The sequence below is a fragment of the Gordonia sp. PS3 genome, assembly GCF_041950545.1.
In the GTDB taxonomy this organism is placed as follows: domain Bacteria; phylum Actinomycetota; class Actinomycetes; order Mycobacteriales; family Mycobacteriaceae; genus Gordonia; species Gordonia sihwensis.
Genome location: NZ_CP169524.1, coordinates 1,181,470 through 1,205,871, shown reverse-complemented (window position 1 = coordinate 1,205,871; position 24,402 = coordinate 1,181,470). Strand labels below are relative to the sequence as shown.

Sequence of the window (24,402 nt, the reverse complement as noted above, 5' to 3'; positions counted from 1 at the left end):
GGTAGTCAGTCCGTTGCGAACAGTCGTTCCCAGTTCTCCCTGCTCGTGAGCTGCGGCACTGCTTCGCGCCAGGCGCGCTGGAGTTCCGGGGCCTGCCGCCGCAGTCGCCAGCACAGCGTGGCGAGCTCCCTGCCCTGCGCCACACTGGTCGCGCGATCGTATGTGCGAACCCGCACGCCGGTCTGCGAGGCGTCGGTGACCACCGCTGAGGTGAACCGTCCGACGTGCCACCAGGCTCCGTCGTCGGCGCCTATCGCCACCCGCCCGGGCGCCCGCCGACCGAGCAACTGCTGCGCGGCGCGCTTCACCAGCACCCGCCGTTCCCACTTCTTCGCGGGCGCCGGCGGCCGCGGGATCACCGGCAGGTCCGCGATCTCAGACGCGGGCCGCAGCCTGGTGTCGTCGTACTCGCTACGCAGCGCGTTGATCTCGGCGAGCTTGGCTCGGCCGCCGTCGGCGAGCACGTACGGCCCGGCGAGGAAGTCACGGACCGCCCGCAGTTCGATCGCCGCCTGCCCGTACTTGAGGCCGACGATCAACTCGCCGATGTGCTCCGCGACGGTCGCGGAGATCGTCTTGCCGTCGAACCGCGAATGGATGGCCGCCGAGATCAGTACATTGCGCTGACCGAAGTACGACGACCAGTCGTCGACGTCTTTGAGATGGAAGTCGGCGTGCCAGACGCCGGCGTTGGGCAGCGTGACCGTGGGAAAGCCCGCTCGACGGCACCGTACGCCGTACTCGATGTCGTCCCACTTGATGAAGTACGGCATCGGCAGACCCACCGCGTCGATCGCCTCCCGCGGGATCAGGCACGACCACCAGGCGTTGTACCCGGCGATCACACGCACGTCCTGCCGGAACTCGAGCGCGTTGACACCGCGGCGGGCGTTGGGCGGCGGGTCGGCACAGGTCAGGTGATCGAGATCGTCGGTCTCCGCCGTCATGTGGATGCGCGTCGTCTCCGACAGCAGCAGCATCTGCGCACCGACCAGCATCGGTTCCCGCGCGAATCGCGCGAACGAGGTCATCCGCAGGATCGACTCCGACTCGCAGAGGATGTCGTCGTCCATCACCAGCACGTCGGTCAGCGGTCGGCCGGCCGCGGTCGCCTCGTAGATTCCCCGCGAGAAGCCGCCGCTGCCACCGAGATTGGCCTGGTTGAGATAGTCGAGCCGGCTGCCGAGGTCGGCCCTCAGATCGTCGAAGCCCGCGGCGTCGGCGACCCGGCGTGTGCCCTGGTCGACGAGGTGAACCGTCTCGACGCGCTCGGCGAGATCGGCGTCACGAGCGACGGCGCCGACCGTGGCGACAGCGTCGTCGGGACGGTTGAACGTGCAGATCACCACACTGACCCGGCGGTCGCGGACCGGCTCGACCGCCGTAGTCCACCGGGCGTTCCACACGCGCGCTCGGCCACCGACGACCGCGAGGTCGAACCACGCGGCACCGCCGTCGAGGTAGCGATCGATCTGCACCTCCACCACGGCGCGGCCCGCACCGGTGAGACCGACCACGGTCAGCGGCCGTATCCGCCCGCTGATGTCGGAGGCACGGGTGGCGACGGTGAGTTCGGCGCCGTCGTCGCATGAGTAGTCGAACTCGACGGCGACCGTCCCGACGTCGGTGTACCGCTGCCAGTACGCGGCGGCGAACCGACCGAAGTAGGTGTCGGTGCTCAGCCGCGAACCGTCGGACAGGACCGCACAGTCACGCTCCACCCGGACCGGTGTTCCGCCTGCATCGGCGTACAGGGCGGGGTCGACGCGAGCGGTTTCACTCGCGAAGAAGGTCCGCTGGAGAAGGTGGCCGGTCCCACCCGGCTGACTGTGGGGCATGAGCGACTCCCTGTGCACGCACCGATCCCGCCATCATCTGTGGCGGCTGAGGAACTCGAGGATAAGCGAATTCACCTCGTCGGGCTGCTCGATGTATCCGTAGTGACCGGCTCGCGCCACCTCACGGTACTCGGCGTCCGGAATCGCCTCGGATACCTCTTTGGCCAGGTAGGCCGGAAGCGTCCGGTCGTCGGCGAACCCCACGACGAGGCACGGCGCCGCGATGTCGCGGTACGCGGAAAGGCGGTTCTGCTCGCGGTCGTGCAACGCGAGTTGGGCGCGGACGCCGGGCGCGCGCGTCTGGCCGCTGAAGCCGATGATGTCGAGCCAGTCGCGCGCCGAGCGGTCGTCGGCGAGCGTGTGCGGCGAGAGATTCATATGTGCCGTGAGCGCGGCGTGGTACGAATCGGGCAGTGTGATGTTCTTGTCGAACAGTTCCCGCTCCCCCGCCGAGAAGGCCTCGAGCATCGGGGTCGGACGCCCGTAGGTGGCGAGCATCACCGCCGCAGTCACCAGATCCGGCCGGGCGAGCGCCAGTTCCTGGGCGATCCGAGCGCCCAGCGACGTCCCGACCACCCGCGCGGGACCGCCCAGATGCTCGATCAGGGCGGCGGTGTCGGCGACCATGTCGGCGAGCGAGAAGCCCTCGGCACATTCGCTGGAGGGCGCGATACCCCGGTTGTCGAAGGTGACGACGCGGTAGCCCGCCTTGAGGAGTGCCGGCTGCTGGTGCGCATGCCACACGCGTCCGGGACTCCCAGTACCCATCACCATGACCACCAGAGGCCCCGACCCGGCATCGGTGTACGACACATTGATCCCGTTGACGCGCACTGTCTGAGGCCGTGCCGGCGCGGGCCGGGTCACTTGTCGACCACCGGGTTGCTCAGCGTCCCGATACCCTCCACGGAGACCGAGACGCGCTGACCGGCGGTCATCGGCCCGATCCCCTCCGGGGTGCCCGTGAGAATGACGTCGCCCGGCAGCAGCGTCATCACACGCGACACCCATTCGACGATCTCTCCGACACTGTGCAGCATGAGCGAGGTCCGGCTCGACTGCTTCACCTCACCGTCGAGCTCGGTCTTGATCTGGACGTCGGAGGGGTCGAAGTCGGTGACGATCCACGGCCCCAGCGGACAGAAGGTGTCGTAGCCCTTGCCCCTCGTCCACTGGCCGTCGTGCTGCTGCTGGTCGCGGGCGGTCACATCGTTCGCCACCGTGTAACCGAGGATCACCTCGCCCGCCTTGGCCGCCGGGACGTCTTTGCACGGGCGCCCGATCACGATCGCGAGTTCGCCCTCGTAATCGACGCGCTCGGACGACGGCGGGCGGACGATGGGCGCCTCCGGACCGATGATCGAGGTGTTCGGCTTCATGAAGATGACCGGATCCGCCGGCGCCTCGCCGCCCATCTCGGCTGCGTGCGCGGCGTAGTTCTTGCCGATGGCGATGATCTTGGTCGCGAGGATCGGCGCGAGGATGCGCGTCTGCGACAACTGCCATGAGCGCCCCGTGAACGTGGGCGTTCCGAAGGGATGTTCAGCGATCTCCCGGGCCGTCTCCTGCCCGGGCTCACCTTCGACGGCGACGAAAGCGACGCCGTCAGGACTGGCTACACGACCCAATTTCATAGCCCCAAGGCTAACGCACGAGTCGGACAGTTCTAGAATGTGAAACGGATATATCACTATGTGAGACGCTAGCGCAAAGGCGCAGCGTCTCACCCGATCGACCGGGAGGCCGATGATGCCGGGACGCACCGAATCCATCTCCGATGTCAGAGCGTGGACGATGCTCGCCTGCTCGCTCCTGGCGGCGATGACTACGACGTGCGCCACATCCGGAGTGGCCTATGTGATTCCGGAACTGCATCGGTCGCAGGGAATGTCGCTCTCGTCGGCGGCCACGCTCGCGGCGATCCCGACGATCGGCCTGACCCTCACGATCATCGTCTGGGGTGCGGCGCTGGACCGCTTCGGCGAGCGCCGAGTCCTGACGGTCTCCCTGCTGATCACTCTGGCCGGAACGATCGGCGCACTGGCCGCCGCGGCGGCGGGCGCGGGTTTCACCGCGCTGGCCGCGGCCCTGCTGGTGGGCGGGCTGGGCGCGGGCGCGGCGAACGGTGCGAGTGGACGGATCGTGGTCGGATGGTTCCCGGCCTCCTCGCGCGGCACCGCGATGGGCATCCGGCAGATGGCGCAGCCGCTGGGCATCGCCGTCTGCGCGCTCACCATGCCGGTGCTCGCCGCACGGGCCGGACTGACGGCGGCCTTCGCGGTGCCGGTCGCCGTCACCGCGCTCGGGCTGATCGCCGTGATCTTCGGGATCATCGATCCGCCGATCGGACGCGGCGCCGGTTCGGACTCGTCGGCGAATCCGTATCGCGGGGCGACATTTCTGCAGCGGATCCACGCGGTGAGCGTCCTGCTGGTGATCCCGCAGTCGATGCTGTGGACCTTCGTTCCGGCATGGTTGATCGTCGGGCACGGGTGGTCGCCCCTGAGCGCCGGTGTCCTGGTCACCGCCACACAGGTGGTCGGCGCGCTGGGACGCATCGCAGCCGGCCGGATATCCGACGTCTGGGGATCGAGGATGCGACCGATCCGGGTGATCGCCGTGGCCGCGGGAGCCGGAACTGCGCTGCTGGCGCTGACCGACTGGATCGGTTCTCCGCTGGCCGCGGCGGTGATGGTGGTCGCGACGGTGAGTTCGGTCGCCGACAACGGACTGGCGTTCACGGCGATCGCCGAGTTCGCCGGGCCGTCGTGGAGCGGCCGCGCCCTCGGGGTGCAGAACACCGCCCAGTACGTCACGACCGCGGCGAGCACGCCCGTGCTCGGCGCGCTGATCGAGGCAGCGGGCTACTCGGCCGCCTTCGCCGTCGCGGCGATCGCACCCGTCATCGCGATCCCCCTCGTGCCCCGCGACCGCACTCCCCGGATCAGCGAGACACCAGTGCGTTGAGGACGCCCGCGGCGTCGGCGGCGCCGTCGACCACGACCACCTCGCGACGGTCGTCACCGACCACCAGCAGCGCCTGACCTGACCGCAGCACGAACCCCTTGGCGCCGCGCAGATTCCGCCGACCCGAGACCCGGTAACCCCAGCCGCCGAAGTCACGGAGCGCGTTGACCTCCACGACCTCGGCGCGCCGGATCTCCGAGAGCGGCATGGCGATCACCGGCCAGCCGATCCGACTCGCCGCCCTGAAGCCGTCCTCGGACACGCTCACCTGTATCGAACCGGTCAATGCCAGCCCGACGGCGGCGACCAGCACCGCCACACCGAGCAGATACCAGTTCGCCATCACCACGCCCAGCCCGCACAGCACGGCGACGGCCGCTCCGACGGTCACCAGGCCACCCGCGCCCACGGACGCCGTTCCCGTCCAGCTGCGCTGCCCGTCGTGGGCGACCGGCACCTCGCCCACGGGGGCCGTGCGACCGTATCCGACCGGCCGGACCGGCGTGGCGAAGGCGACGGCGACCGCGAGAACCAAGGCACCGACGCCGCAGACCGCCGTCAGCCAGACCGGTGCCGTCGCCGACGATGCGTCGTCGAGCCCTCGCTGGCGGCCGGTGATCCAGATCGTCACCGCGATCACGAAGGTCGCGGTTCCGGTTCCGATCCCGGTCACGATCCGCGAGGTGACCGGCTCCTTCACCACGAAGGCGCCGACCCCCGCGATCACGGCGCCGACCACGGCGGTCGCCGCCGTGAGCACGATCAACTCGGTGATCGACGAGAATCCGTCGGCGCCGTCGGCGCCGAAGTGCGAGGCCACCCGATCCGGCAGATCCGAGGACCAGATCGCGAGCAGTGCGCACCCGACGACACCCACCAGCAGCACAACCAGCGGTCCGATCGTCCGCCGGGCAGATTCACTCATACTCGTCACGGTAGCCGAGCGATCGCCGGAACCCGGTACCTGGCCCGCGAGAGAGGAACGGCCCCGACGCGCAAGCGCCGAGGCCGTTCGCAGACGGATCGTCGTCAGACGCCGGCGAGGATGCGGTCGCCGACCTCCGAGGTGGAACCGCGGGAGGATCCGCGGGTCGCCACATCGGCCGCGACGGCCTTCTCCACGCGTGCCGCGCCCTCATCGTCGCCCAGGTGGCGGAGCAGCAGTGCCACGGACAGAATGGCCGCGGTGGGGTCCGCGATGTTCTGTCCGGCGATGTCGGGCGCGCTGCCGTGCACCGGCTCGAACATCGACGGGTTGGCGCGAGTGGCGTCGATGTTGCCCGACGCCGCCAGGCCGATGCCGCCGGACACCGCCGCCGCCAGGTCGGTGATGATGTCGCCGAAGAGGTTGTCGGTGACGATCACGTCGAAGCGACCCGGGTCGGTGACCATGTAGATGGTCGCCGCGTCGACGTGAATGTAGTCCGTCGCGACCTCGGGGAACTCCTTGCCGATCTCCTCGACCGCACGGGTCCACATGCCGCCGGCGAAGGTGAGCACGTTGTTCTTGTGCACCAGCGTCAGCCTCTTGCGCCGGGACTGCGCGCGAGCGAAGGCGTCGCGGATCACGCGCTCGATGCCGAACCGGGTGTTGACACTCACCTCGGTCGCCACCTCCTGCGGTGTGCCCACCCGGATCGCGCCGCCGTTGCCCGTGTACGGCCCCTCGGTGCCTTCGCGGACCACGACGAAATCGATCTTCGGATCGCCTGCGAGCGGCGAGGCGACGCCCTCGTAGAGCACCGACGGCCGCAGGTTGACGTGATGATCGAGAATGAACCGCATCTTCAGTAGGAAGCCGCGTTCCAGCGTGCCCGACGGGACCGACGGGTCACCGATGGCGCCCAGCAGGATCGCATCGTGCTCACGCAGCGAGGCGATGTCCTCGTCGGTGAGCAGTTCACCGGTCGCGTGGTAGCGGCGCGCACCGAAGTCGTATTCGGTGGTCTCGACGTCGGGGTGCAGCTTGCGCAGCACGCGAAGCGCCTGGTCGACCACCTCGGGTCCGATCCCGTCACCGGGGATGACAGCGAGTTTCATCGGCTTGCCCTGGCTCACGACAGGTCCACCTGCTTGATGAGGGTGGCCGAGACGGCGTCGCCGACCGCCGCGACCAGCGCGTCGTCGAGTTCGCGGTCGAGCCGCAGGATCATGGTCGCGCCGTTGCCCTCCACGTCCTGGGCCAGGGCGGCGGCGATGATGTCGACACCGGCGTCACCGAGCACGGTGCCGATCTTGCCGAGCGAACCGGGCTGGTCGGCGTAGCTCACGAGCAGGTTGCGGCCCTCGGCACGGAGGTCGAAGTTACGGCCGTTGATGTTCACGATCTTCTGAACCTGCTGCGGTCCGGTCAGCGTTCCGGCGACGTTGACGATGCTGCCGTCGGCGAAGACCGCGCGCACGTCCACCTGGCTGCGGTGGTTGGGGCTCTCGGTCTCGGTGACGACGTCGTGGCTCACGCCGCGCTCACCGGCGACTGCCGGGGCGTTCACGAAGGTGACCGGCTCGTCGACGACGGCCGAGAACAGTCCGCGCAGGGCCGAGAGGCCGAGCACGTCGACCGGGCTGGCGGCGAGTTCGCCGCGCACCTCGACGGTCAGGTTGGTCGGCATGCCGCCCGCGACGACGCCGGCCAGGACGCCGAGCTTGCGCGACAGCTCCAGCCACGGCGCCACCTCGTCGTCGACCGGACCGCCCGTGATGTTCACCGCGTCCGGCACGAAGTGTCCGGCCAGCGCCAGCTTCACACTGGCGGCGACGTCGGTGCCCGCGCGGTCCTGGGCCTCGGCGGTGGAGGCGCCGAGATGCGGCGTCACGACGACCTGGTCGAGGTCGAACAGCGGGGAGTCGGTGCAGGGCTCGGAGTCGAAGACGTCCAGGCCCGCGCCGCGGACCCTGCCTGCCTTGATGGCGTCGGCCAGGGCCTGCTCGTCGATCAGCCCGCCGCGAGCGGCATTGACGATGATGACGCCGTCCTTGACCTTGGCGAGCTGCTCGGCGCCGATGAGGCCGGCGGTCTCCTTTGTCTTGGGCAGGTGGATGGTGATGAAGTCGGCGCGTTCGAGGAGTTCGTCGAGGCCGACCAGCTCGATGCCCAGCTGTGCCGCACGGGCCGCCGAGGCGTAGGGGTCGTACGCGATGATCTTGGCCTCGAAGGCGGCCAGTCGCTGGGCCACCAGCTGACCGATGCGGCCGAGCCCGATGACGCCGACGGTCTTGTCGAAGACCTCCACGCCGGAGAACGACGAGCGCTTCCAGGTGTGTTCCTTGAGCGTGGCGTCGGCGGCCGGGACCTGACGAGCAGTCGACATCAGCAGGGCGATCGCATGCTCGGCCGCCGAATGGATGTTGGACGTGGGAGCGTTGACGACCATGACGCCGCGCTCAGTGGCCGACGGCACGTCGACGTTGTCCAGGCCGACGCCTGCGCGAGCGATGATCTTCAGATTCTTACCCGCATCGAGGACTTCGGCGTCCACGGTGGTCGCCGAACGCACCAGAATGGCGTCGGCGTCGACCACTGCTTCGAGCAGCTTCGGGCGATCGGGGCCGTCTACCCAGCGCACCTCGACGTCGGAGCCGAGGGCTTCCACCGTCGAGGGGGCGAGCTTGTCAGCGATGAGGACAACTGGACGGCCGCTTTCGGTCACTGCATTCTCCAGGTTTCTTCCGGTGAAGAGTGCCAGGTCCGGCACCCAAGACTTGCCCCGCCATCGTAATTCCCCGGCGCCGCGCGGGCACATCCGCCCCGATGCGAATGTGGTGCCCGACACCTGGGCGCGTGTACATTGCTGACGTCGTCTCATTTCCGTCACAACTGCAGCGGTATCTGAGGCGGGCATTGGGCGTTGCCCCGGAGGGCACTTAAGGTAGGCACGTCGCCCGTGAAGACATACGCGGCCTCGACAAGTACTGAGCGGAGATGCAATGAAGAAGTTGACGGTGCTGCTCGCGGTTCTCGCCGCCGGCCTGTTGTCACTGGTCGGAGTCGGTACCGCCGATGCCGCACCCAAGGTTCCGCTCGGCGGCGGGTCCGGGATCCTCGTCCTCAAGGGAGGGAACAGCGCGGCGGCGTGCACGGTGACCACCGTGGGCCGTCCGACCACCGGGCCGCGAAAGGGACAGCTCATCGCCGTCACCGCCGGCCACTGCGGCAAGCCCGGTCAGCGAGTGATCTCGGAGAGCTTCCAGAGCCGCGGCCAGATCGGCACGGTCGTCTACTCGGCGTCGGACATCGACGTCGCGGTGATCGCGCTCAACTCGAACGTCGCTCCGACGCGCACCGTGCGCGGTGTCACGATCCGCAAGGTCAACACCACCCCGGTCCAGTTCCCGACCATCCTGTGCAAGGAAGGTCGCACCACCGGCAACACCTGCGGCGTCACCTGGTTCTCCGACGGCACCTCGCACTTCAGCCAGATGTGCGTCATCGAGGGCGATTCGGGCAGCCCCGTGGTGGTCGGAGATCAGCTGGTCGGCATGGTCAACGCCTACTACTTCCTGTCGTGCCTGGGACCGGAGACCGGGACCAACGCCAAGACGATCCTGAACCGGCTCAACAAGATCGGCTACAACAACTTCAAGCCGGTGTAGCCCGAAGCGGCCGACGAAACGACGCCGGGCCCCGAGACCTTACATCTCGGGGCCCGGCGTCTGTCTGTGCCGGTGCGCGCGCTCAGGCGGCGTCGCTGCTCTCCACCGCGGCCCGGAGCGCCGCCTCGGTCTGCCTCACCGCCTGGCCGACGACGGGCTCGATGATCGCACCGAGCGCCCTGCCCGCCAGGCCGCCCGGCAGGTCGTAGTCGAAGTTCACATCAACCACGGTCTGCCCGTCGGCGCCGTCGGCGAACCGCCAGCCGGTCCGCACGTCGAAGCCGGCGATGGAGGTGAGGACGACGCACTCGTTCTCCACCCACTCGGTGACCCGAAGGGTGGATGTGAGGTTCTTCGGGCCGATCTTCATGCAGGCCTCGTACGTGGCGCCGAGCCCGGACGTGTGGTCGGTGACGGGTGTGAACCTGGTGACGCCGAACATCCAGCTCGGAACGTTTCGGTAATCGTCGACGTACGCGAACACGCGGTCGCGCGACGCCTCGGTGGTCACGGTCTGGCGAACTCCCGGCATTGGTGACTCCTGGGGATCGATCGGTTGCGGTCGATCGGGCATTGTGGTGTGCCCGATGTTGTGCACACCACAATGCCATGCGCCGATGGCAAGGTTGATCCGACCCCCGGGATCGCCGGCCGGTCAGTCCTCGACGGCCGCCCTGATCTTCGCCTCCGTATGCTTCACGCCCTGTTCGGCGAAGGGGCCGATCAGTCCGCCGAGCACCTTGCCCGCGAGCCCGCCGGGCAGCGTGTACCCGAACACGACCCGGAGGACGGTGGTACCCGGCTCGTCACCGTCGGCGAACGTCCACGCGGTGTCGGCGCCGAAGCCCTTCACCGACTCGAGCCTGATCAGTTGTCCGTCGATCCATTCGGTACAGCGCACCGTCGACGTCAGTTCCTTCGGGCCGATCCGGATGGCCGTCTCGAACTCGGAGTCCTGGCCGTGTGTCAACTCGGTGGTCGGCGTGAACCGACCGACCCCGAACATGTACTCGGGCACGTTCCGGTAGTCGTCCACGTACGCGAACACCGCCTCGCGTGGGGCCCCGATGACTGCCTCATGCCGGACTTCGCCCATCTGTTCTCCCCTTCTCGTCGCCGCGCGCGGTCGCCGCAGCACTGCGCAGCATGGTAGCGAGCGCGTCCCGCCGGCGAACGCGGACGACCCCGCACCCGGGATCGGGTGCGGGGTCGTCGAAGAGGTGCGCCGGCGGTGGCCGCTGAGACTCAGGCGGTCTCGGTGATGGGGCGGTCGACCCAGCTCATCAGGTCGCGCAGCTTCTGGCCGGTGACCTCGATCGGGTGCTCGGCGTTCTGCTTGCGCAGCGCCTCGAGTTCCTTGTTGCCGCCCTCGACGTTGGCGACGAGACGCTTGACGAAGGTGCCGTCCTGAATGTCCTTCAGGATGGCGCGCATGCGCTCCTTGGTGTCGGCGTCGATGACGCGCGGGCCCGACAGGTAGCCGCCGAACTCAGCGGTGTCCGAGACCGAGTAGTTCATGCGGGCGATGCCGCCCTCGTACATGAGGTCGACGATCAGCTTGAGCTCGTGCAGGACCTCGAAGTAGGCCATCTCCGGTGCGTAGCCGGCCTCCACCATGACCTCGAAACCGGTCTTGACCAGTTCCTCGGTGCCGCCGCAGAGCACGGCCTGCTCACCGAAGAGGTCGGTCTCGGTCTCTTCCTTGAAGGTGGTCTTGATGACGCCGGCGCGGGTACCGCCGATGCCCTTGGCGTAGCTCAGCGCCAGCGCCTGGGCCTCGCCCTTCGGGTCCTGATCGACGGCGATGAGCGCCGGGACGCCCTTGCCGTCGACGAACTGACGGCGGACCAGGTGGCCCGGTCCCTTCGGCGCGACCATCGCGACGGTCACGTTGGCCGGCGGCTTGATCAGGTCGAAGTGGATGTTGAGGCCGTGCCCGAAGAACAGCGCGTCGCCGTCGTTCAGGTTCGGTGCGATGTCATCGGTGAAGATCTGCGCCTGGCTGGTGTCCGGAGCCAGCAGCATGATGACGTCGGCCCAGGCGGCGGCCTCCGCCGCGGTCATGACCTTCAGCCCCTGCTCGGCCGCCTTCTCGCGGGACTTGGAGCCCTCGCGCAGACCGATGGCGACCTCGACACCCGAGTCGCGCAGCGACAGCGAGTGTGCGTGGCCCTGGCTGCCGTAACCGATCACGGCCACCTTGCGGCCCTGGATGATCGACAGGTCGGCGTCATCGTCGTAGAACATCTCGACTGCCACAGTGGAATCCCTTCAATACGAAATATTTGTGTTGTGTGTCGTGACCATTCAACCCGTCGGTGTGACGGTGGCCGCGACCGGGGTCTGACGCTTCACTCGGCGAACCGAGCTCGAGATGTCAGCGGTTGGCGGACATGCTCTTGGGGCCGCGGCCGAGCGTGACACCGCCCGACTGCGCGATCTCCCGGATGCCGTACGGGTCCAGCATCCGCAGGAGTGCCTCGAGCTTGTCCGAGGTTCCGGTGGCCTCGACGGTCACCGACTCCGGTGAGACGTCGACGACCTTGGCGCGGAACAGATTCACCACGTCGATCACTTCGCTCCGGTTGGACGCGTCGGCGCGGACCTTGATCAGCATCAGTTCGCGGGAGACCGAGTTCGCCGGCTCCTGCTCCACGATCTTGATCACGTTGACGAGCTTGTTGAGCTGCTTGGTGACCTGCTCCAGCGGGAAGTCCTCCACCGAGACCATGATGGTCATCCGCGAGATGCCCTTCAGCTCGGTGGGACCGACGGCGAGGGACTCGATGTTGAATCCGCGCCGGGAGAACAGGCCCGAGACGCGGGCGAGCACGCCCGGACGGTCTTCGACCAGAACGCTCAGAGTATGGGTGCTCACTGCTGGTTCCCTTCGCTCGTGGCCTGCTCACGAATCATGGCGTCGTGGATCTCCGCCGGGTCGGCGGCCGACTCCTCGTCGTCGAACAGCGGCCGGATGTCGCGCGCGGCCATGATCTCGTCGTTGCCGGTGCCCGCGGCGACCATCGGCCACACCTGGGCGTCCTTGCCGACGATGAAGTCGATGACCACCGGGCGGTCGTTGATCTCCTGGGCCTTCGCGATCGTCGGTGCGACGTCCTCTTCGCGCTCCACGCGGAAAGCGACACAGCCCAGCGCCTCGGCGAGCTTGAGGAAGTCCGGGATCATCCGCGAGTGCGTCGCCAGATCGGTGTTCGAGTACCGTTCGTCGTAGAACAGCGTCTGCCACTGACGGACCATGCCGAGATTGCCGTTGTTGATCAGTGCGACCTTGATCGGGAAGCCCTCGATGGCGCAGGTGGCCAGCTCCTGATTGGTCATCTGAAAACATCCGTCGCCGTCGACCGCCCAGACCTCCTTGTCCGGAGCCGCGGCCTTGGCGCCCATCGCCGCCGGAACCGAGTAGCCCATCGTTCCCAGGCCGCCCGAGTTGAGCCAGGTGCGCGGCTTCTCGTACTTGACGAACTGCGCGGCCCACATCTGGTGCTGGCCGACGCCCGCGACGTACACGGCGTCGGGGCCGGCGGCCTTGCCGAGCTGCTCGATGACGTACTCCGGCGACAACGAGCCGTCGGACTGCTTGTCGTAGCTCAGCGGGTAGGTGTTGCGGATGTCCCGCAGGTACTCCCACCAGTCGACCATGTCCGGCTTGGCCCCGCCCGCGGCGAGGTCGGCGCGGATGGCCTCGATCAAGTCGGCGATGACGGCCTTGGCGTCACCGACGATCGGGACGTCGACCTCGCGGTTCTTGCCGATCTCCGCCGGATCGACGTCGGCGTGGATCACCTTGGCCTCCGGAGCGAAGGACGAGAGCTGTCCGGTGACCCGGTCGTCGAAGCGGGCGCCGAGGGTGATCAGCAGATCGCTGCGCTGCAGGGCGGCGACGGCGCCGACCGCGCCGTGCATGCCGGGCATGCCCATGTGCAGATCGTGGCTGTCGGGGAACGCGCCGCGCGCCATCAGCGTCGTGACGACGGGGATGCCGGTCAGTTCGGCGATTTCACGCAGCTCCTCGGAGGCCTCGGCCTTGATGACGCCGCCGCCGACGTACAGCACGGGACGCTTCGACTGCGCGATCATCCGCGCGGCCTCACGGATCTGCTTGCCGTGCGGCTTGGTGACCGGACGGTAGCCGGGCAGTTCGAACTGCGGCGGCCACGAGAACGTGGTCTGCGCCTGCAGGATGTCCTTCGGGATGTCGACGAGCACCGCGCCGGGCCGGCCCGACTCCGCGATGTAGAAGGCCTCGGCGATGATCCGGGGGATCTCCGCCGCGCTGCTGACCAGGAAGTTGTGCTTGGTGATCGGCATCGTGATTCCGGAGATGTCGGCTTCCTGGAAGCCGTCGGTGCCGATGAGCGAGCGCCCGACCTGGCCGGTGATCGCGACCACCGGGACCGAGTCCATCTGGGCGTCGGCCAACGGCGTCACCAGGTTGGTGGCGCCCGGGCCGGACGTCGCCATCATGACGCCGGCACGGCCGGCGACCTGTGCGTAGCCGGTGGCCGCGTGTCCGGCGCCCTGCTCGTGACGGACGAGCACGTGCCGGACCCGCTGCGAGTCGAGCAGGGGGTCGTAGACCGGGAGCACGGCGCCGCCGGGAATGCCGAACACGACCTCCACGCCGAGCTCTTCGAGCGACCGGACCACGGACTGCGCGCCCGTGACCCGTTCGGGTGCGACGACGGCGCCCGGTGAGCGCATGCCCTCGGTGGACGGCGACTGCGGTCGGGTCGACGACCCGCGTGCTGTTGGAGTACTCACTGCACGATCCTCATCCTCTTGTGTTCTGCTCTTCCACGCGATTCCCGATCAGGCCGGAGGGACTTCTCGTCCGGCTCCCGACAAGAAAAAACCCCCGCCAGCGAGGCTGTGCGAGGGGCGCGTCGTAATTGGTATCTGAAGGTCTACGAAGTGACCGATCAGGCGTCGACGCGCCGACCGATTACTACGAGAAGCTTCTGATTCATCACGTGGACAAAGTAGGCCAGTTCCGGGTCTCGCGTCAAATCATTCCCTCTCGCCCGAAGCTGTGACCTGCGCCCGGCGCGGTGCGTGAGACAATGGGGAATATGAGTGAGTCGTCCAAGGTCTTCTCCATCTCGCGCATCGCTTACTTCGCGGTGCCGGTCGCGTTTCTGCTCGTCATCATGCTGATGGGGATCTCGGTCGCCGGCTTCGCCTGGACTGTCATCGTGCCGATCGCGCTGGCGTGGTGGATTCACCGGCTCCGCACCATCGTCGACGAGCAGGGCGTCACCGCCGTCGGCACCTTCGGCACCAGCCGCCTCCCGTGGCACGACGTCGACGGCATCCGGTTCCCGCGCTGGGGCGCGGTGCGCCTGGTGGCCCGAGACGGATCGAGCGTGCGTCTGCCCGCGGTCGGCTTCTCCGATCTGCCCGCGCTGTCGAACGCCAGCGGCGGCCGCATCCCCGATCCGTTCGCCGCCGAGCGGGACGCCCGACTGTCCGCTCGCTGACCGGGGCGCTCGCCGCGCCCGCATCCGCCAACGACGCCGACACGGAGCCCATGACGACACTCACCGCCAAGGCCCTGCAGAGCGCCATCGACGACGGCCGGCTGGCGTTCGTGGGCCGCGAACTCTCGCAACTGGCCCCGCAGGACGCCGCCGCGATCCTCGACGCGATGGACGAGGGCGACCGGACCATCGCCTTCCGGCTGCTCGCCAAGGACGACGCCGTGCAGGTCTTCGACGACCTCAGCTCCACCGCGCAGGCCGCGTTGATCAGTTCGCTCGGGACCGCGGAGGTGGCCGACGCCTTCGACCATCTGGACCCCGACGACCGCGCGGAGCTGCTCGACGAGCTCCCCGCGAAAGTCGCCAAGGCGCTGATCCGCTCCCTCTCCCCCGCCGAGCGCGAGACGACGGCGGTGGTCCTGGGGTTCCGGCGCGGGTCGGTGGGACGCCGGATGAGTCCGGAGTTCGTGCACGTCTTCCCCGACGACGACTGCCGCACGGCGATCGAGCGGATCAAGGCGCGCGGGCGGCACGCCGAGACCATCTACACGGTGCCCGTGGTGGACCACCAGCGCCGCCTGATCGGCGTGGCGAGCCTGCGCGATCTGCTGCTCTCGGATCCGGACACCGATGTCGCCGAGCACACGAAGGCGCCGATCTTCGCCTACGCCGCCGAACCGGCCGAGTCGGCCGCCCAGCGCTGTATCGACCGGTCGATCATGGCGATGCCCGTGGTCGACAACGAGGACCGACTGCTCGGCGTCCTGACCCTCGACGACGCCGCCGAGGTGGTAGAAGCGGCCCGCGACGAGGACGAGGCGCGCGCCGGCGCCCGCGAGATGCTGAAGACGCCGTACCTGCAGGCCTCGACGTTCGCGATCACCCGCGCGCGAGTGGTGTGGCTGTTCGTGCTGGCGATCTCGGCGATCCTCACGGTGAACGTCCTGGAGATCTTCGAGGGCACTCTGGAGCAGAAGGTGGCCCTCGCACTGTTCATTCCGCTCCTGACCGGCATCGGCGGCAACACCGGCTCGCAGGCGGCGACCACGGTGACCCGTGCGCTCGCCACCGACGAGGTGACCACCTCCGACGTGGTCCGAGTCGCGGGCAAGGAGATGAGCGTCGGCGTCACCATGGGCGCCGCCCTCGGCGTCGTCGGATTCCTCGTCGCAGGACTGGTCTACGACATCGGCATCGGTACCGTCATCGGGCTGACCATCCTCTCGGTCTGCACGGTCGCGGCGACCGTCGGCGGCATCATGCCGCTGGTGGCGCGCTCCATCCACGTCGATCCCGCAGTGTTCTCCACCCCGTTCATCTCCACCTTCTGCGATGCGACGGGTCTGATCATCTACTTCTCGATCGCCAAGGCGGTCCTGCAGATCTGACGCCGGGAATAACTCTGGACAGCTGAGCGTAAAGTTGAAGGACATCCCGGATCGTCAGCCCGTCCGGGTCCAGTTCAGCGATTTCTAGCGAGGAATTCCATGCCAGCCCTGCGGTCTCGCACCACAACCGTCGGCCGTGAAGCCGCCGGCGCCCGCGCCCTCTGGCGCGCCACCGGTATGACCGACGACGATTTCGGGAAGCCGATCATCGCGATCGCCAACTCGTACACCCAGTTCGTCCCGGGTCACGTGCATCTGAAGAACGTCGGCGAGATCGTCGCCGACGCCGTGCGCGAGGCCGGCGGCGTGGCCAAGGAGTTCCACACCATCGCCGTCGACGACGGCATCGCGATGGGTCACGGCGGCATGCTGTACTCGCTGCCGAGCCGCGAGATCATCGCCGACTCCGTCGAGTACATGGTGAACGCGCACACCGCCGACGCCCTGGTCTGCATCTCGAACTGCGACAAGATCACGCCGGGCATGCTCAACGCCGCGATGCGTCTCAACATCCCCACCGTGTTCGTCTCCGGCGGACCGATGGAGGCGGGCACATCGGTCGTCATCAACGGCGTCGTGCGCCCGGGCACCGACCTGATCGACGCGATCTCGGCGTCCGCCGACAGCAACGTCGACGACAAGGAACTGCTGGAGGTGGAGCGGTCCGCCTGTCCGACGTGCGGGTCGTGCTCCGGCATGTTCACCGCCAACTCGATGAACTGCCTCACCGAAGCGCTCGGGCTGTCGCTGCCCGGCAACGGATCGACGCTGGCCACCCAGGTCGCACGCCGCGACCTGTTCACGCGCGCCGGCGAGCTGATCGTCGACATCGCGAAGCGCTACTACCAGGACGACGATGAGTCGGTGCTGCCGCGCAACGTCGCCACCCGCCAGGCCTTCGAGAACGCCATGGCGCTCGACGTGGCGATGGGCGGATCCACCAACACCGTTCTGCACATCCTGGCCGCGGCCCAGGAGGGCGAGGTGGACTTCGATCTGAAGGACATCGACCGCATCTCACGTAACGTTCCGTGCCTGGCCAAGGTGGCGCCCAATTCACCGAAGTACTACATGGAGCACGTGCATCGCGCCGGCGGCATCCCCGCGATCCTCGGTGAGCTGAACCGCGCCGGTCTGCTCAACACCGACGTCCATCCCGTTCACGCGCCGTCGCTCGAGAGCTACCTCGCCGACTGGGACATCCGTGGCGGCACGGCCACCGATCAGGCGATCGAACTGTTCCACGCGGCCCCGGGCGGCGTCCGCACCACCGAACCCTTCTCCACCTCCAACCGCTGGGAGTCGCTCGACACCGATGCCGCCGACGGCTGCATCCGCGACAAGGAGCACGCCTACACCGTCGAAGGCGGACTGTGCGTGCTGCACGGCAACCTGGCCCGCGACGGCGCCATCCTGAAGACCGCCGGCGTCGACGAGTCGCTGTGGCACTTCCAGGGCCCGGCGCGCGTCGTCGAGAGCCAGGAGGACGCGGTGCACGCCATCCTGTCGAAGGAACTGCAGGCGGGCGAGGTGCTGGTGATCCGTTACGAGGGGCCCGCCGGCGGGCCCGGCATGCAGGAGATGCTGCATCCGACGGCCTTCATGAAGGGCACCGGCATGGGGAAGAAGTGCGGTCTGGTCACCGACGGCCGCTTCTCGGGCGGATCGTCGGGCCTGGTGATCGGCCACGCCTCCCCGGAGGCCGCGGCCGGCGGCGACATCGGTCTGGTGGAGAACGGCGACGAAATCCTCATCGACGTGAAATCCCGCACCCTCAAGGTCCTCGTCGACGACGAGACCCTGGCGGAGCGTCGCGCCAAGATGGAAGCCTCCGAGCACCCGTGGACGCCGCGCGACCGCCAGCGTCCGGTCACCAAGGCGCTTCGCGCGTACGCGAAGCTCGCGGCCTCCGCCGACAAGGGCGCCGTCCGCGTCGTCGACTGAACACTGTCGGCTGAAAGCACTCATGCCGTATTCCGTGACCCGATTCGGGTCACGGAATACGGCATATGAGTTCAGGAGTACGTCAGGACGTCGGGTTCCCCGGCGAATCGAGCGGATTGGTGCCGTTGAAAACGATCCAGACGGCCACGGCGACGCCGACGCCGACGATGAACCAGGCGGCCGAACCCCAGGCCGGCCTGCGCGACCATCCCCAGCGACGGTCGAAGGAGTAGGTGCCGGGCCCGGTGAGGATCAGCGCCGCCGCCGCGGCGGCCAGCACGATCTCCAGTTCGAGCCCGTTGCCTCCGCCGTCGGCCGAGAAGAACCAGAGGCCGCCGGCGAGCGTCGCCTTGTAGGTGCCTGCCACCAGGATGCTGCTCAGCACCGCCGCCCCGGCGATCGGCGTCAGCAGCCCCAGGATCAGCAGGATGCCGCCCGCGGTCTCACTGACTCCGGCGACGAGTGAGAGCGCCGTCGTGGCGTTGTCGTGGAACCCGATGCCGGGATTCGGCTTGTTGGCGAGGAACTGCGCGAAGCCGTCCGGCCCGGGTCCGTTCAACCAGCCGGTGAGCTTCTGGAGACCGTGCAGGGTGAACGTCACGCCCACCACCACGCGCAGAATGAGCAAGCCGAGATCGAGCGTTCCGCGCCGGATCACCGGCTCCGGAGCCTGGGCGACGTACTCCTCTTCGTCGCGCGGCTGCGGTGCCCCCACGTAGTCGTCTTCGGGCTCGAGCAGCGGTGCGGTGGGCTGCGGCTCGATGTAAGGCAGCGGCGGTTCGGTGAGATGCTCCGCGTATCCCCTGCGCTCGCCGGGGTCCTCACCGTCGTCCTCGTCGTTGACGAAGGGCTCGGTGTGCACCGGCTCGTCCGACGAGCTCTTCTTGATCGGGCTCTCCGTGGCTGCGGCACCCCCCGAACTGATGATCACCGCGGTCTTCGCGTCATCGTCCGGCGGTGAACCGTCGGGCAGCGTGGCTACGGGTTCGGTCGGCTCGGTGACCGGCAGCGTCTCAGTGGGCGACTCGTCGAGTTCGACGGCCTCCTCGCGTGCGGCCTTCTCGTCGATCGCATCCTGAACCGCGGGCTCCGGCCTGCGGCCGTGCCTGTCGAAGAAGCTGTCGTTGTCGGGCTTCGGCCGACGCACCCGAGGTCGCTCGATGGCGTCGGTCGGTTCATCGTACGGACTGCCCGCAGCCGACGGATCCCCTCCGGTCCCTGGCTTGTCATCGGAACTACTCACGGCTACCGACTCTATGGCCGTGCGCCCGCGTGAGGGCCGAGCGGCACCCGACGATTTGGTAACGATCGTTAGAGTGGTGGAATGCCATCACACTCCCGGACTGCCGGCCGCGCGCTGCTCGCCGCGGCGTCCGCGGTGGCCGTCGTATTGGCGTCGACGTCGTGTGTGAACTTCAGCGAAGAGGACCAGGCCGCCGACCAGGGTTCCTTCACTGCGCCGCCCACCATGCAGCAGGCCCCCGAGCAGCCTCCGGCGCCTCCGTCGGACGATCAGGGCGGCGGTCCCCCGCCGACCGGGCCCTGCGTCGACCCGGATCCGGCGGTGATCGCCACGTGTCTGGCGTCCACCGGAGGTGTGCGGCCCGCGGACTCGTCGGGACGCAGTACGTACGTCGCCGAACGGACCACCGGCAAGATCATTCTGTCCAAGCGGTACGGTCCGCAGCGTGCGGTCGCCGGCGTGGAGGTGGACGCCTCCGGCGACGGCGGGCTCGTCGACTTCGAGATGTCGCCCACGTACGCCGAGGATCAGCTGATCTACGCGCTGATCACCACCGGGTCCGACAATCGCGTGGTCCGGATCGCCCCCACCGGGTCGGTGAAGCCGATTCTCACCGGTATCCCGAAGGGCGCGACCGGCAACATGGGATCGATCTCGTTCGCGTCGCCGACCGAGCTCATCGTCGCGACCGGCGATGCGGGCGATCCGGCCGCCGCGTCGAACCCGGCCTCGCTCGCGGGCAAGATCTTCTCGATCGACCCGAACGTCGCGGACCCGAAGCCCGACATCCGTGCGTCGGGGCTCGGGTCGAACGTCGCGCTCTGCCCGTCACCGGCCTCCGACGGCCAGCTGTACGTCGCCGACAGCGGCGCGCCGGGCGATCGGCTCTCCCTGGTCGGCCCTCGCGGTCTGCAGACGCTGTGGAGCTGGCCCAATCGGCCGGGGGTGAGCGGCTGCGCCGTCGGCAAGGACTGGATAGCGGTGTCGATCGCCAAGGCACAGCGGCTCGACACGTTCATGCGGCCGGCCGCCGGAAGCACATCGGTCGGCAAGCCGAGCCCGCAGGACTTCCGCAAGTCGTACGGAGCGGTGGGCCGCATGACCAGTGTCGCGGGGGCGGCGCAGATGGCCACCGTCAACAAGGCCACCCGAGGTGCGGACGTGAAGAGCTACGACGATCGCGTCGCGATCTACCTCCCGAAGGCCGGCGAAGACCTCACCTGAGCGCGCGCATCATCACTCGCACGCGGCGAGGACCAGTTCCTTGACGCGGGCCGGGTCGGCCTGACCGCGGGTCGCCTTCATGACATCGCCGACGATCTTGCCTGCCGCCTGCACCTTGCCGCTGCGAATCTTGTCGGCGATATCGGGGTTCGCGGCGAGTGCCTCGTCGACCGCCTTCTGCAGCGCGGAATCGTCCCGGACCACCTCGAGACCGCGATCGGCGACGATCTGCGCGGGCTCGCCCTCACCGTCGAGCACGGCGACGACCACCTGCTGGGCCAGTTTGTTGGTCAGCTTGCCCTCGTCGACCATGCCGATCACCTCGGCGACCTGCTTGGGAGTGATGGCGAGTTCCGCCAGCTCCATCTCGCGGGTGTTGGCCTGCTGGGCCAGGAACGACACCCACCAGCTGCGGGCGGCGTCGGGTGAGGCACCCGCTTCGGCCGTCTCGATGATGAGGTCGACGGCGCCGACGTTCACCAGATCGCGCATCACCTCGTCGGACACGCCCCACTCCTCCTGGATGCGGGCGCGGCGGATCCACGGCAACTCCGGCAGAGTGGCGCGCAGCGAATCCACCCACTCCGGGCTCGCGAGCACCGGGGGCAGGTCCGGCTCCGGGAAGTAACGGTAGTCCTCGGCGGTCTCCTTGCGACGGCCCGCCGACGTGGTTCCGTCCGACTCGTGGAAGTGCCTGGTCTCCTGGATGATCTCGCCGCCGGCCGACAGGATCGCGGCCTGCCGGCTCATCTCGAACCGGACCGCGGCCTCGACCGACTTGAGCGAGTTGACGTTCTTGGTCTCGGTGCGGGTGCCGAACTCGGCGGCGCCCTTGGGCATCAGCGAAAGGTTCACGTCGCAGCGCATCGATCCCTGGTCCATGCGGACGTCGGACACGTCGAGCGACTTGAGCAGATCGCGCAGGGCGGTCACGTACGCGCGGGCCACCTCCGGTGCGCGCTCGCCCGCACCCTCGATGGGGCGGGTCACGATCTCGACGAGCGGGACGCCCGCGCGGTTGTAGTCGAGCAACGAGTGACTGGCACCGTGGATGCGCCCGGTGGCGCCGCCGATGTGCAGCGACTTACCGGTGTCCTCCTCCATGTGGGCGCGCTCGATCTCCACCCGCCAGGTGGTGCCGTCGCTCAGCAGCACGTCGAGGTAGCCGTCGTAGGCGATCGGCTCGTCGTACTGACTGATCTGATAGTTCTTCGGCTGGTCCGGGTAGAAGTAGTTCTTCCGCGCGAACACGCTCGACTCCCGGATCGAGCAGTTCAGCGCCAAGCCGATGCGCGCGGCGGATTCGACGGCCTTCGCGTTGGCGACCGGAAGCGCCCCCGGCAGACCCAGGCAGGCGGGGCACACCTGGGTGTTCGGCTCGCCGCCGAACGTGGTCGGGCAACCGCAGAACATCTTGGTCGCCGTGCCGAGCTCGACGTGGACCTCCATGCCCATGACCGGGTCGTAAGTCTCGATGACGTCGTCGAAGTCCATCAGTTCGTCGATAGCGGCACTCATGCGTCCCATCGTATCTGGGGGCCGAAGTCAGGGTGCTTCCCGATGCCCGATAGCGCCGCCGGGGCCTACGTTCGAGTCATCGGGCGGACGCCCGAACCGAGACCGATCCGAACCGAGGAGAACACCATGACCGATCCAGCCCTTCCGGGAGCCGGCGACGCGTACGACGCCGAGCCCGTCCGCCCCGCCAAACGACTCACCCGCTCGACCACCGACAAGATGATCGGCGGTGTCGCGGGCGGCATCGCCGAGTACTTCGGAATCGACTCCACTTGGGTCCGCGTCGCCTTCGTCGCGTCGATCATCCTCCCGGGCCCGCAGGTGCTTCTGTACCTGCTGCTCTGGGCGATCATCCCGAAGAACCGCTAGCCCTCAGCCGAAGATCGCGCGCGCTCCGCGGTAGTACTCGAGCGGCACCGTCTTGGTGTGGCCCACGGCCTCCTCGAAGGGGACCCGGACGATGTCGGTGCCGCGCAGTGCCACCATGGACCCCCACCCCGCGTCCGCGACGAGGTCGCTCACCGCCTGGCCGAAGCGGGTGCCGAGGACCCGGTCCCATGCGCTGGGCACACCGCCGCGCTGGATGTAGCCGAGCACCGTGGCGCGTGTGGCGATCCCGGTCCGTTCCTCGATGAGCGGCGCGAGGATCTCGCCGATCCCGCCCAGCCGCGGCCGGTTGAACTCGTCCATGCCCTTGTACGAGTGCGCCTGCTCCATCTCCGGCAGCATGAAGCCCTCGGCGACGACGACCATCGGCGAACGACCACGGTCGCGGACGCTGACCACCCACTCGCAGATCTGCTCGAGCGACTCCTGCTGCTCCGGAATGAGGATCGCGTGGGCGCCGGCCGCGACACCCGCGTACATCGCGATCCATCCGGCGTGCCTGCCCATCACCTCCAGAACCATGCACCGCTTGTGCGAATTGCCGGTGGTGCGCAGCCGGTCGACGGCCTCGGTCGCGATCTCGACCGCGGTGTTGAAACCGAAAGTGTAGTCCGTCGCCTGCAGGTCGTTGTCGATCGTCTTGGGCACGCCGACGATCGGAATGCCGTCGCCGAGCAGTCTGTTGGCGGCCGCCATGGTCCCGTCGCCGCCGACGGCGATGACGCCGTCCACCCCGATCCGCTGGAGTGCCCGCTTGATGTTCTCCGGCCCGCCGTCGGGTTCGGTGTACGGACCGAAGCGGCTGGTTCCCAGAATGGTGCCGCCCTGCTGGGAGATGCCTCGCACCACGGATCGGTCGAGGTCGATCGCCTCGCCGTACACCAGCCCCCAGAACCCGTCTCTGAATCCCACGAACTCCTGATCGTGGACCGTGCTGCCCTGCAGGACGGTTCCGCGGATCACCGCGTTGAGACCGGGGCAGTCTCCGCCGGATGTCAGAATGCCGAAGCGCGCCATCGGGTGCGACCCCTCTCTGAAAGGAAACCGGGTTCGCGTCCATCACAACACGATCCGTGCCCGGTGGCAGCACGTCGGCCAGTTCCGGACCGGTGCGCGGCATCGACCTCCTACTTCAGGCCGTTCTCGTAGGCGAAGACCACCGCTTGCGCGCGGTCGCGCAGACCCAGCTTGGCCAGCATGTTGCTCACATGGGTCTTCACCGTCTGTTCGGAGACGAACAGTTCGGCGGCGATCTCACCGTTCGACTTGCCGTCGGCGACGGTCAGGAGCACCTCGAGTTCCCGCGGGGTGAGCGAGTCGGCGGCCGCGGTGGCCTTGCGCGTGGTCCGGGAGGTGACCTGCTCGATCAGGCGTCTGGTGACCGAGGGCGCCAACAGCGCGTCGCCAGCGGCCACCACTCGGACCGCGCGCACGAGCTCGTCTGCCGGCGCGTCCTTGAGCAGGAAGCCCGACGCACCGATCCGCAGGGCGGCGTACACGTAATCGTCGATGTCGAAGGTCGTCAGCATCAGGACTCTGGTGGCCGACCCGCTGGAGATGATCTGCTCCGCGGCCCACAAGCCGTCGCGTCGCGGCATCCGGACGTCCATCAGGACCACATCGGGTTTGAGGCGGCGCACCTGGTCGACGGCGACCTGCCCGTCCTCGGCGTCCCCGAGCACGGTGATGTCGTCGGCGGCGCCCAGCAGTGCCGCGAAACCGGCGCGGACCATCGCTTGGTCGTCGGCGATGAGGACAGTGGTCGGCACGAGGGTCAGCCTAGTGCGCCGGGCCGCGGCGCG

General features: G+C 68.4%; 22 protein-coding genes. 7 read left to right on the top strand and 15 right to left on the bottom strand.

Annotated features, from left to right (window positions below; translation table 11 throughout):
- Positions 1-5 precede the first annotated feature (5 nt).
- The 3 genes from ACE11G_RS05540 to ACE11G_RS05530 are packed head-to-tail and all read right to left on the bottom strand — an operon-like array spanning position 6 to position 3,472.
- Positions 6-1,838, bottom strand: coding sequence for a glycosyltransferase (locus ACE11G_RS05540; protein WP_006895945.1), 1,833 nt, complete (start codon positions 1,836-1,838; stop codon positions 6-8).
- 33 nt (positions 1,839-1,871) lie between these two features.
- Complete coding sequence (locus ACE11G_RS05535; RefSeq protein ID WP_045539419.1) at positions 1,872-2,705, bottom strand: alpha/beta fold hydrolase; 834 nt, start codon at positions 2,703-2,705, stop codon at positions 1,872-1,874.
- Positions 2,702-3,472, bottom strand: a complete 771-nt coding sequence (locus ACE11G_RS05530; protein ID WP_062366961.1) for a fumarylacetoacetate hydrolase family protein — start codon at positions 3,470-3,472, stop codon at positions 2,702-2,704. Before ACE11G_RS05530 ends, ACE11G_RS05535 begins: the two co-directional genes overlap by 4 nt.
- Positions 3,473-3,587: 115 nt before the next feature.
- On the opposite strand from ACE11G_RS05530, the gene ACE11G_RS05525 reads away from it, so the two are divergent.
- A complete protein-coding gene (locus tag ACE11G_RS05525; RefSeq protein ID WP_222111530.1) occupies positions 3,588-4,805 on the top strand; it encodes an MFS transporter in 1,218 nt (405 codons plus the stop codon).
- On the opposite strand, the gene ACE11G_RS05520 is transcribed toward ACE11G_RS05525, so the two are convergent.
- From ACE11G_RS05520 to serA, 3 genes are all read right to left on the bottom strand, one after another.
- Positions 4,783-5,730, bottom strand: coding sequence for a DUF1648 domain-containing protein (locus ACE11G_RS05520; RefSeq protein WP_278124387.1), 948 nt, complete (start codon positions 5,728-5,730; stop codon positions 4,783-4,785). The two genes, ACE11G_RS05525 and ACE11G_RS05520, sit on opposite strands and share 23 nt — an antisense overlap.
- A gap of 104 nt (positions 5,731-5,834) precedes the next feature.
- The gene (locus ACE11G_RS05515; RefSeq protein WP_375004100.1) at positions 5,835-6,845 is read right to left on the bottom strand and encodes a 3-isopropylmalate dehydrogenase; all 1,011 of its coding nucleotides are present in this window, start codon (positions 6,843-6,845) and stop codon (positions 5,835-5,837) included.
- Positions 6,846-6,859: 14 nt separating this feature from the next.
- A complete protein-coding gene (gene serA / locus ACE11G_RS05510; protein ID WP_006895939.1) occupies positions 6,860-8,455 on the bottom strand; it encodes a phosphoglycerate dehydrogenase in 1,596 nt (531 codons plus the stop codon).
- A 277-nt stretch (positions 8,456-8,732) separates the two neighbouring features.
- Between serA and ACE11G_RS05505 the strand changes: the two genes are divergently transcribed.
- Positions 8,733-9,398: a trypsin-like serine protease gene (locus ACE11G_RS05505; RefSeq protein ID WP_006895938.1), complete on the top strand. Its 666-nt coding sequence runs from the start codon at positions 8,733-8,735 to the stop codon at positions 9,396-9,398.
- Between the two features lie 82 nt (positions 9,399-9,480).
- Here ACE11G_RS05505 and ACE11G_RS05500 read toward each other — a convergent pair whose 3' ends face one another.
- The 5 genes from ACE11G_RS05500 to ACE11G_RS05480 all read right to left on the bottom strand — a co-directional run bounded on the left by ACE11G_RS05500 (position 9,481) and on the right by ACE11G_RS05480 (position 14,180).
- Entirely contained in the window at positions 9,481-9,930 is a 450-nt protein-coding gene (locus ACE11G_RS05500) for an SRPBCC family protein (RefSeq protein ID WP_006895937.1), read from the bottom strand.
- Between the two features lie 123 nt (positions 9,931-10,053).
- Positions 10,054-10,494 (bottom strand): SRPBCC family protein, encoded by a 441-nt coding sequence (locus ACE11G_RS05495; RefSeq protein ID WP_045538708.1) that lies wholly within the window; start codon positions 10,492-10,494, stop codon positions 10,054-10,056.
- 149 nt (positions 10,495-10,643) lie between these two features.
- The gene (ilvC, locus tag ACE11G_RS05490; protein WP_174302284.1) at positions 10,644-11,645 is read right to left on the bottom strand and encodes a ketol-acid reductoisomerase; all 1,002 of its coding nucleotides are present in this window, start codon (positions 11,643-11,645) and stop codon (positions 10,644-10,646) included.
- Positions 11,646-11,775: 130 nt separating this feature from the next.
- Positions 11,776-12,276 (bottom strand): acetolactate synthase small subunit, encoded by a 501-nt coding sequence (gene ilvN / locus ACE11G_RS05485; RefSeq protein ID WP_006895934.1) that lies wholly within the window; start codon positions 12,274-12,276, stop codon positions 11,776-11,778.
- Complete coding sequence (locus ACE11G_RS05480; RefSeq protein ID WP_375003907.1) at positions 12,273-14,180, bottom strand: acetolactate synthase large subunit; 1,908 nt, start codon at positions 14,178-14,180, stop codon at positions 12,273-12,275. The genes ilvN and ACE11G_RS05480 overlap by 4 nt, the downstream gene beginning before the upstream one ends.
- Positions 14,181-14,488: 308 nt before the next feature.
- On the opposite strand from ACE11G_RS05480, the gene ACE11G_RS05475 reads away from it, so the two are divergent.
- The 3 genes from ACE11G_RS05475 (at position 14,489) to ilvD (ending at position 18,228) form a co-directional block, all read left to right on the top strand.
- Positions 14,489-14,896 carry a PH domain-containing protein gene (locus ACE11G_RS05475; protein WP_006895932.1) on the top strand — a complete coding sequence of 136 codons (408 nt, stop codon included), beginning with the start codon at positions 14,489-14,491 and terminating at the stop codon, positions 14,894-14,896.
- Positions 14,897-14,946: 50 nt separating this feature from the next.
- On the top strand, positions 14,947-16,284 hold the full coding sequence (gene mgtE / locus ACE11G_RS05470; RefSeq protein ID WP_375003906.1) for a magnesium transporter: 1,338 nt from the start codon (positions 14,947-14,949) through the stop codon (positions 16,282-16,284).
- A gap of 99 nt (positions 16,285-16,383) precedes the next feature.
- Complete coding sequence (gene ilvD, locus ACE11G_RS05465) at positions 16,384-18,228, top strand: dihydroxy-acid dehydratase (RefSeq protein WP_045538712.1); 1,845 nt, start codon at positions 16,384-16,386, stop codon at positions 18,226-18,228.
- 82 nt (positions 18,229-18,310) lie between these two features.
- Here ilvD and ACE11G_RS05460 read toward each other — a convergent pair whose 3' ends face one another.
- On the bottom strand, positions 18,311-19,471 hold the full coding sequence (locus ACE11G_RS05460; RefSeq protein ID WP_231650254.1) for a DoxX family membrane protein: 1,161 nt from the start codon (positions 19,469-19,471) through the stop codon (positions 18,311-18,313).
- Positions 19,472-19,552: 81 nt separating this feature from the next.
- Between ACE11G_RS05460 and ACE11G_RS05455 the strand changes: the two genes are divergently transcribed.
- A complete protein-coding gene (locus tag ACE11G_RS05455; RefSeq protein ID WP_062366969.1) occupies positions 19,553-20,695 on the top strand; it encodes a sorbosone dehydrogenase family protein in 1,143 nt (380 codons plus the stop codon).
- 12 nt (positions 20,696-20,707) lie between these two features.
- Here ACE11G_RS05455 and gatB read toward each other — a convergent pair whose 3' ends face one another.
- Positions 20,708-22,213 carry an Asp-tRNA(Asn)/Glu-tRNA(Gln) amidotransferase subunit GatB gene (gene gatB, locus ACE11G_RS05450; RefSeq protein ID WP_006895927.1) on the bottom strand — a complete coding sequence of 502 codons (1,506 nt, stop codon included), beginning with the start codon at positions 22,211-22,213 and terminating at the stop codon, positions 20,708-20,710.
- 126 nt (positions 22,214-22,339) lie between these two features.
- On the opposite strand from gatB, the gene ACE11G_RS05445 reads away from it, so the two are divergent.
- Positions 22,340-22,582 carry a PspC domain-containing protein gene (locus ACE11G_RS05445; protein WP_006895926.1) on the top strand — a complete coding sequence of 81 codons (243 nt, stop codon included), beginning with the start codon at positions 22,340-22,342 and terminating at the stop codon, positions 22,580-22,582.
- Between the two features lie 3 nt (positions 22,583-22,585).
- Here ACE11G_RS05445 and ACE11G_RS05440 read toward each other — a convergent pair whose 3' ends face one another.
- Together ACE11G_RS05440 and ACE11G_RS05435 are read right to left on the bottom strand one after the other, a co-directional pair.
- The gene (locus ACE11G_RS05440) at positions 22,586-23,617 is read right to left on the bottom strand and encodes an ATP-dependent 6-phosphofructokinase (protein WP_006895925.1); all 1,032 of its coding nucleotides are present in this window, start codon (positions 23,615-23,617) and stop codon (positions 22,586-22,588) included.
- 110 nt (positions 23,618-23,727) lie between these two features.
- A complete protein-coding gene (locus tag ACE11G_RS05435; protein ID WP_006895924.1) occupies positions 23,728-24,369 on the bottom strand; it encodes a response regulator transcription factor in 642 nt (213 codons plus the stop codon).
- Positions 24,370-24,402: the final 33 nt, after the last annotated feature.

Excerpts from the sequence above, each read along its gene's own strand:
- ACE11G_RS05540 (WP_006895945.1), bottom strand. The coding sequence starts at position 1,838 with ATGCCCCACAGTCAGCCGGGTGGGACCGGCCACCTTCTCCAGCGGACC.
- ACE11G_RS05530 (WP_062366961.1), bottom strand. The coding sequence starts at position 3,472 with ATGAAATTGGGTCGTGTAGCCAGTCCTGACGGCGTCGCTTTCGTCGCC.
- ACE11G_RS05525 (WP_222111530.1), top strand. The coding sequence starts at position 3,588 with ATGCCGGGACGCACCGAATCCATCTCCGATGTCAGAGCGTGGACGATG.
- ACE11G_RS05520 (WP_278124387.1), bottom strand. The coding sequence starts at position 5,730 with ATGAGTGAATCTGCCCGGCGGACGATCGGACCGCTGGTTGTGCTGCTG.
- ACE11G_RS05515 (WP_375004100.1), bottom strand. The coding sequence starts at position 6,845 with ATGAAACTCGCTGTCATCCCCGGTGACGGGATCGGACCCGAGGTGGTC.
- ACE11G_RS05505 (WP_006895938.1), top strand. The coding sequence starts at position 8,733 with ATGAAGAAGTTGACGGTGCTGCTCGCGGTTCTCGCCGCCGGCCTGTTG.
- ACE11G_RS05500 (WP_006895937.1), bottom strand. The coding sequence starts at position 9,930 with ATGCCGGGAGTTCGCCAGACCGTGACCACCGAGGCGTCGCGCGACCGC.
- ACE11G_RS05495 (WP_045538708.1), bottom strand. The coding sequence starts at position 10,494 with ATGGGCGAAGTCCGGCATGAGGCAGTCATCGGGGCCCCACGCGAGGCG.
- ilvC (WP_174302284.1), bottom strand. The coding sequence starts at position 11,645 with ATGTTCTACGACGATGACGCCGACCTGTCGATCATCCAGGGCCGCAAG.
- ACE11G_RS05475 (WP_006895932.1), top strand. The coding sequence starts at position 14,489 with ATGAGTGAGTCGTCCAAGGTCTTCTCCATCTCGCGCATCGCTTACTTC.
- mgtE (WP_375003906.1), top strand. The coding sequence starts at position 14,947 with ATGACGACACTCACCGCCAAGGCCCTGCAGAGCGCCATCGACGACGGC.
- ilvD (WP_045538712.1), top strand. The coding sequence starts at position 16,384 with ATGCCAGCCCTGCGGTCTCGCACCACAACCGTCGGCCGTGAAGCCGCC.
- ACE11G_RS05455 (WP_062366969.1), top strand. The coding sequence starts at position 19,553 with ATGCCATCACACTCCCGGACTGCCGGCCGCGCGCTGCTCGCCGCGGCG.
- gatB (WP_006895927.1), bottom strand. The coding sequence starts at position 22,213 with ATGAGTGCCGCTATCGACGAACTGATGGACTTCGACGACGTCATCGAG.
- ACE11G_RS05445 (WP_006895926.1), top strand. The coding sequence starts at position 22,340 with ATGACCGATCCAGCCCTTCCGGGAGCCGGCGACGCGTACGACGCCGAG.
- ACE11G_RS05440 (WP_006895925.1), bottom strand. The coding sequence starts at position 23,617 with ATGGCGCGCTTCGGCATTCTGACATCCGGCGGAGACTGCCCCGGTCTC.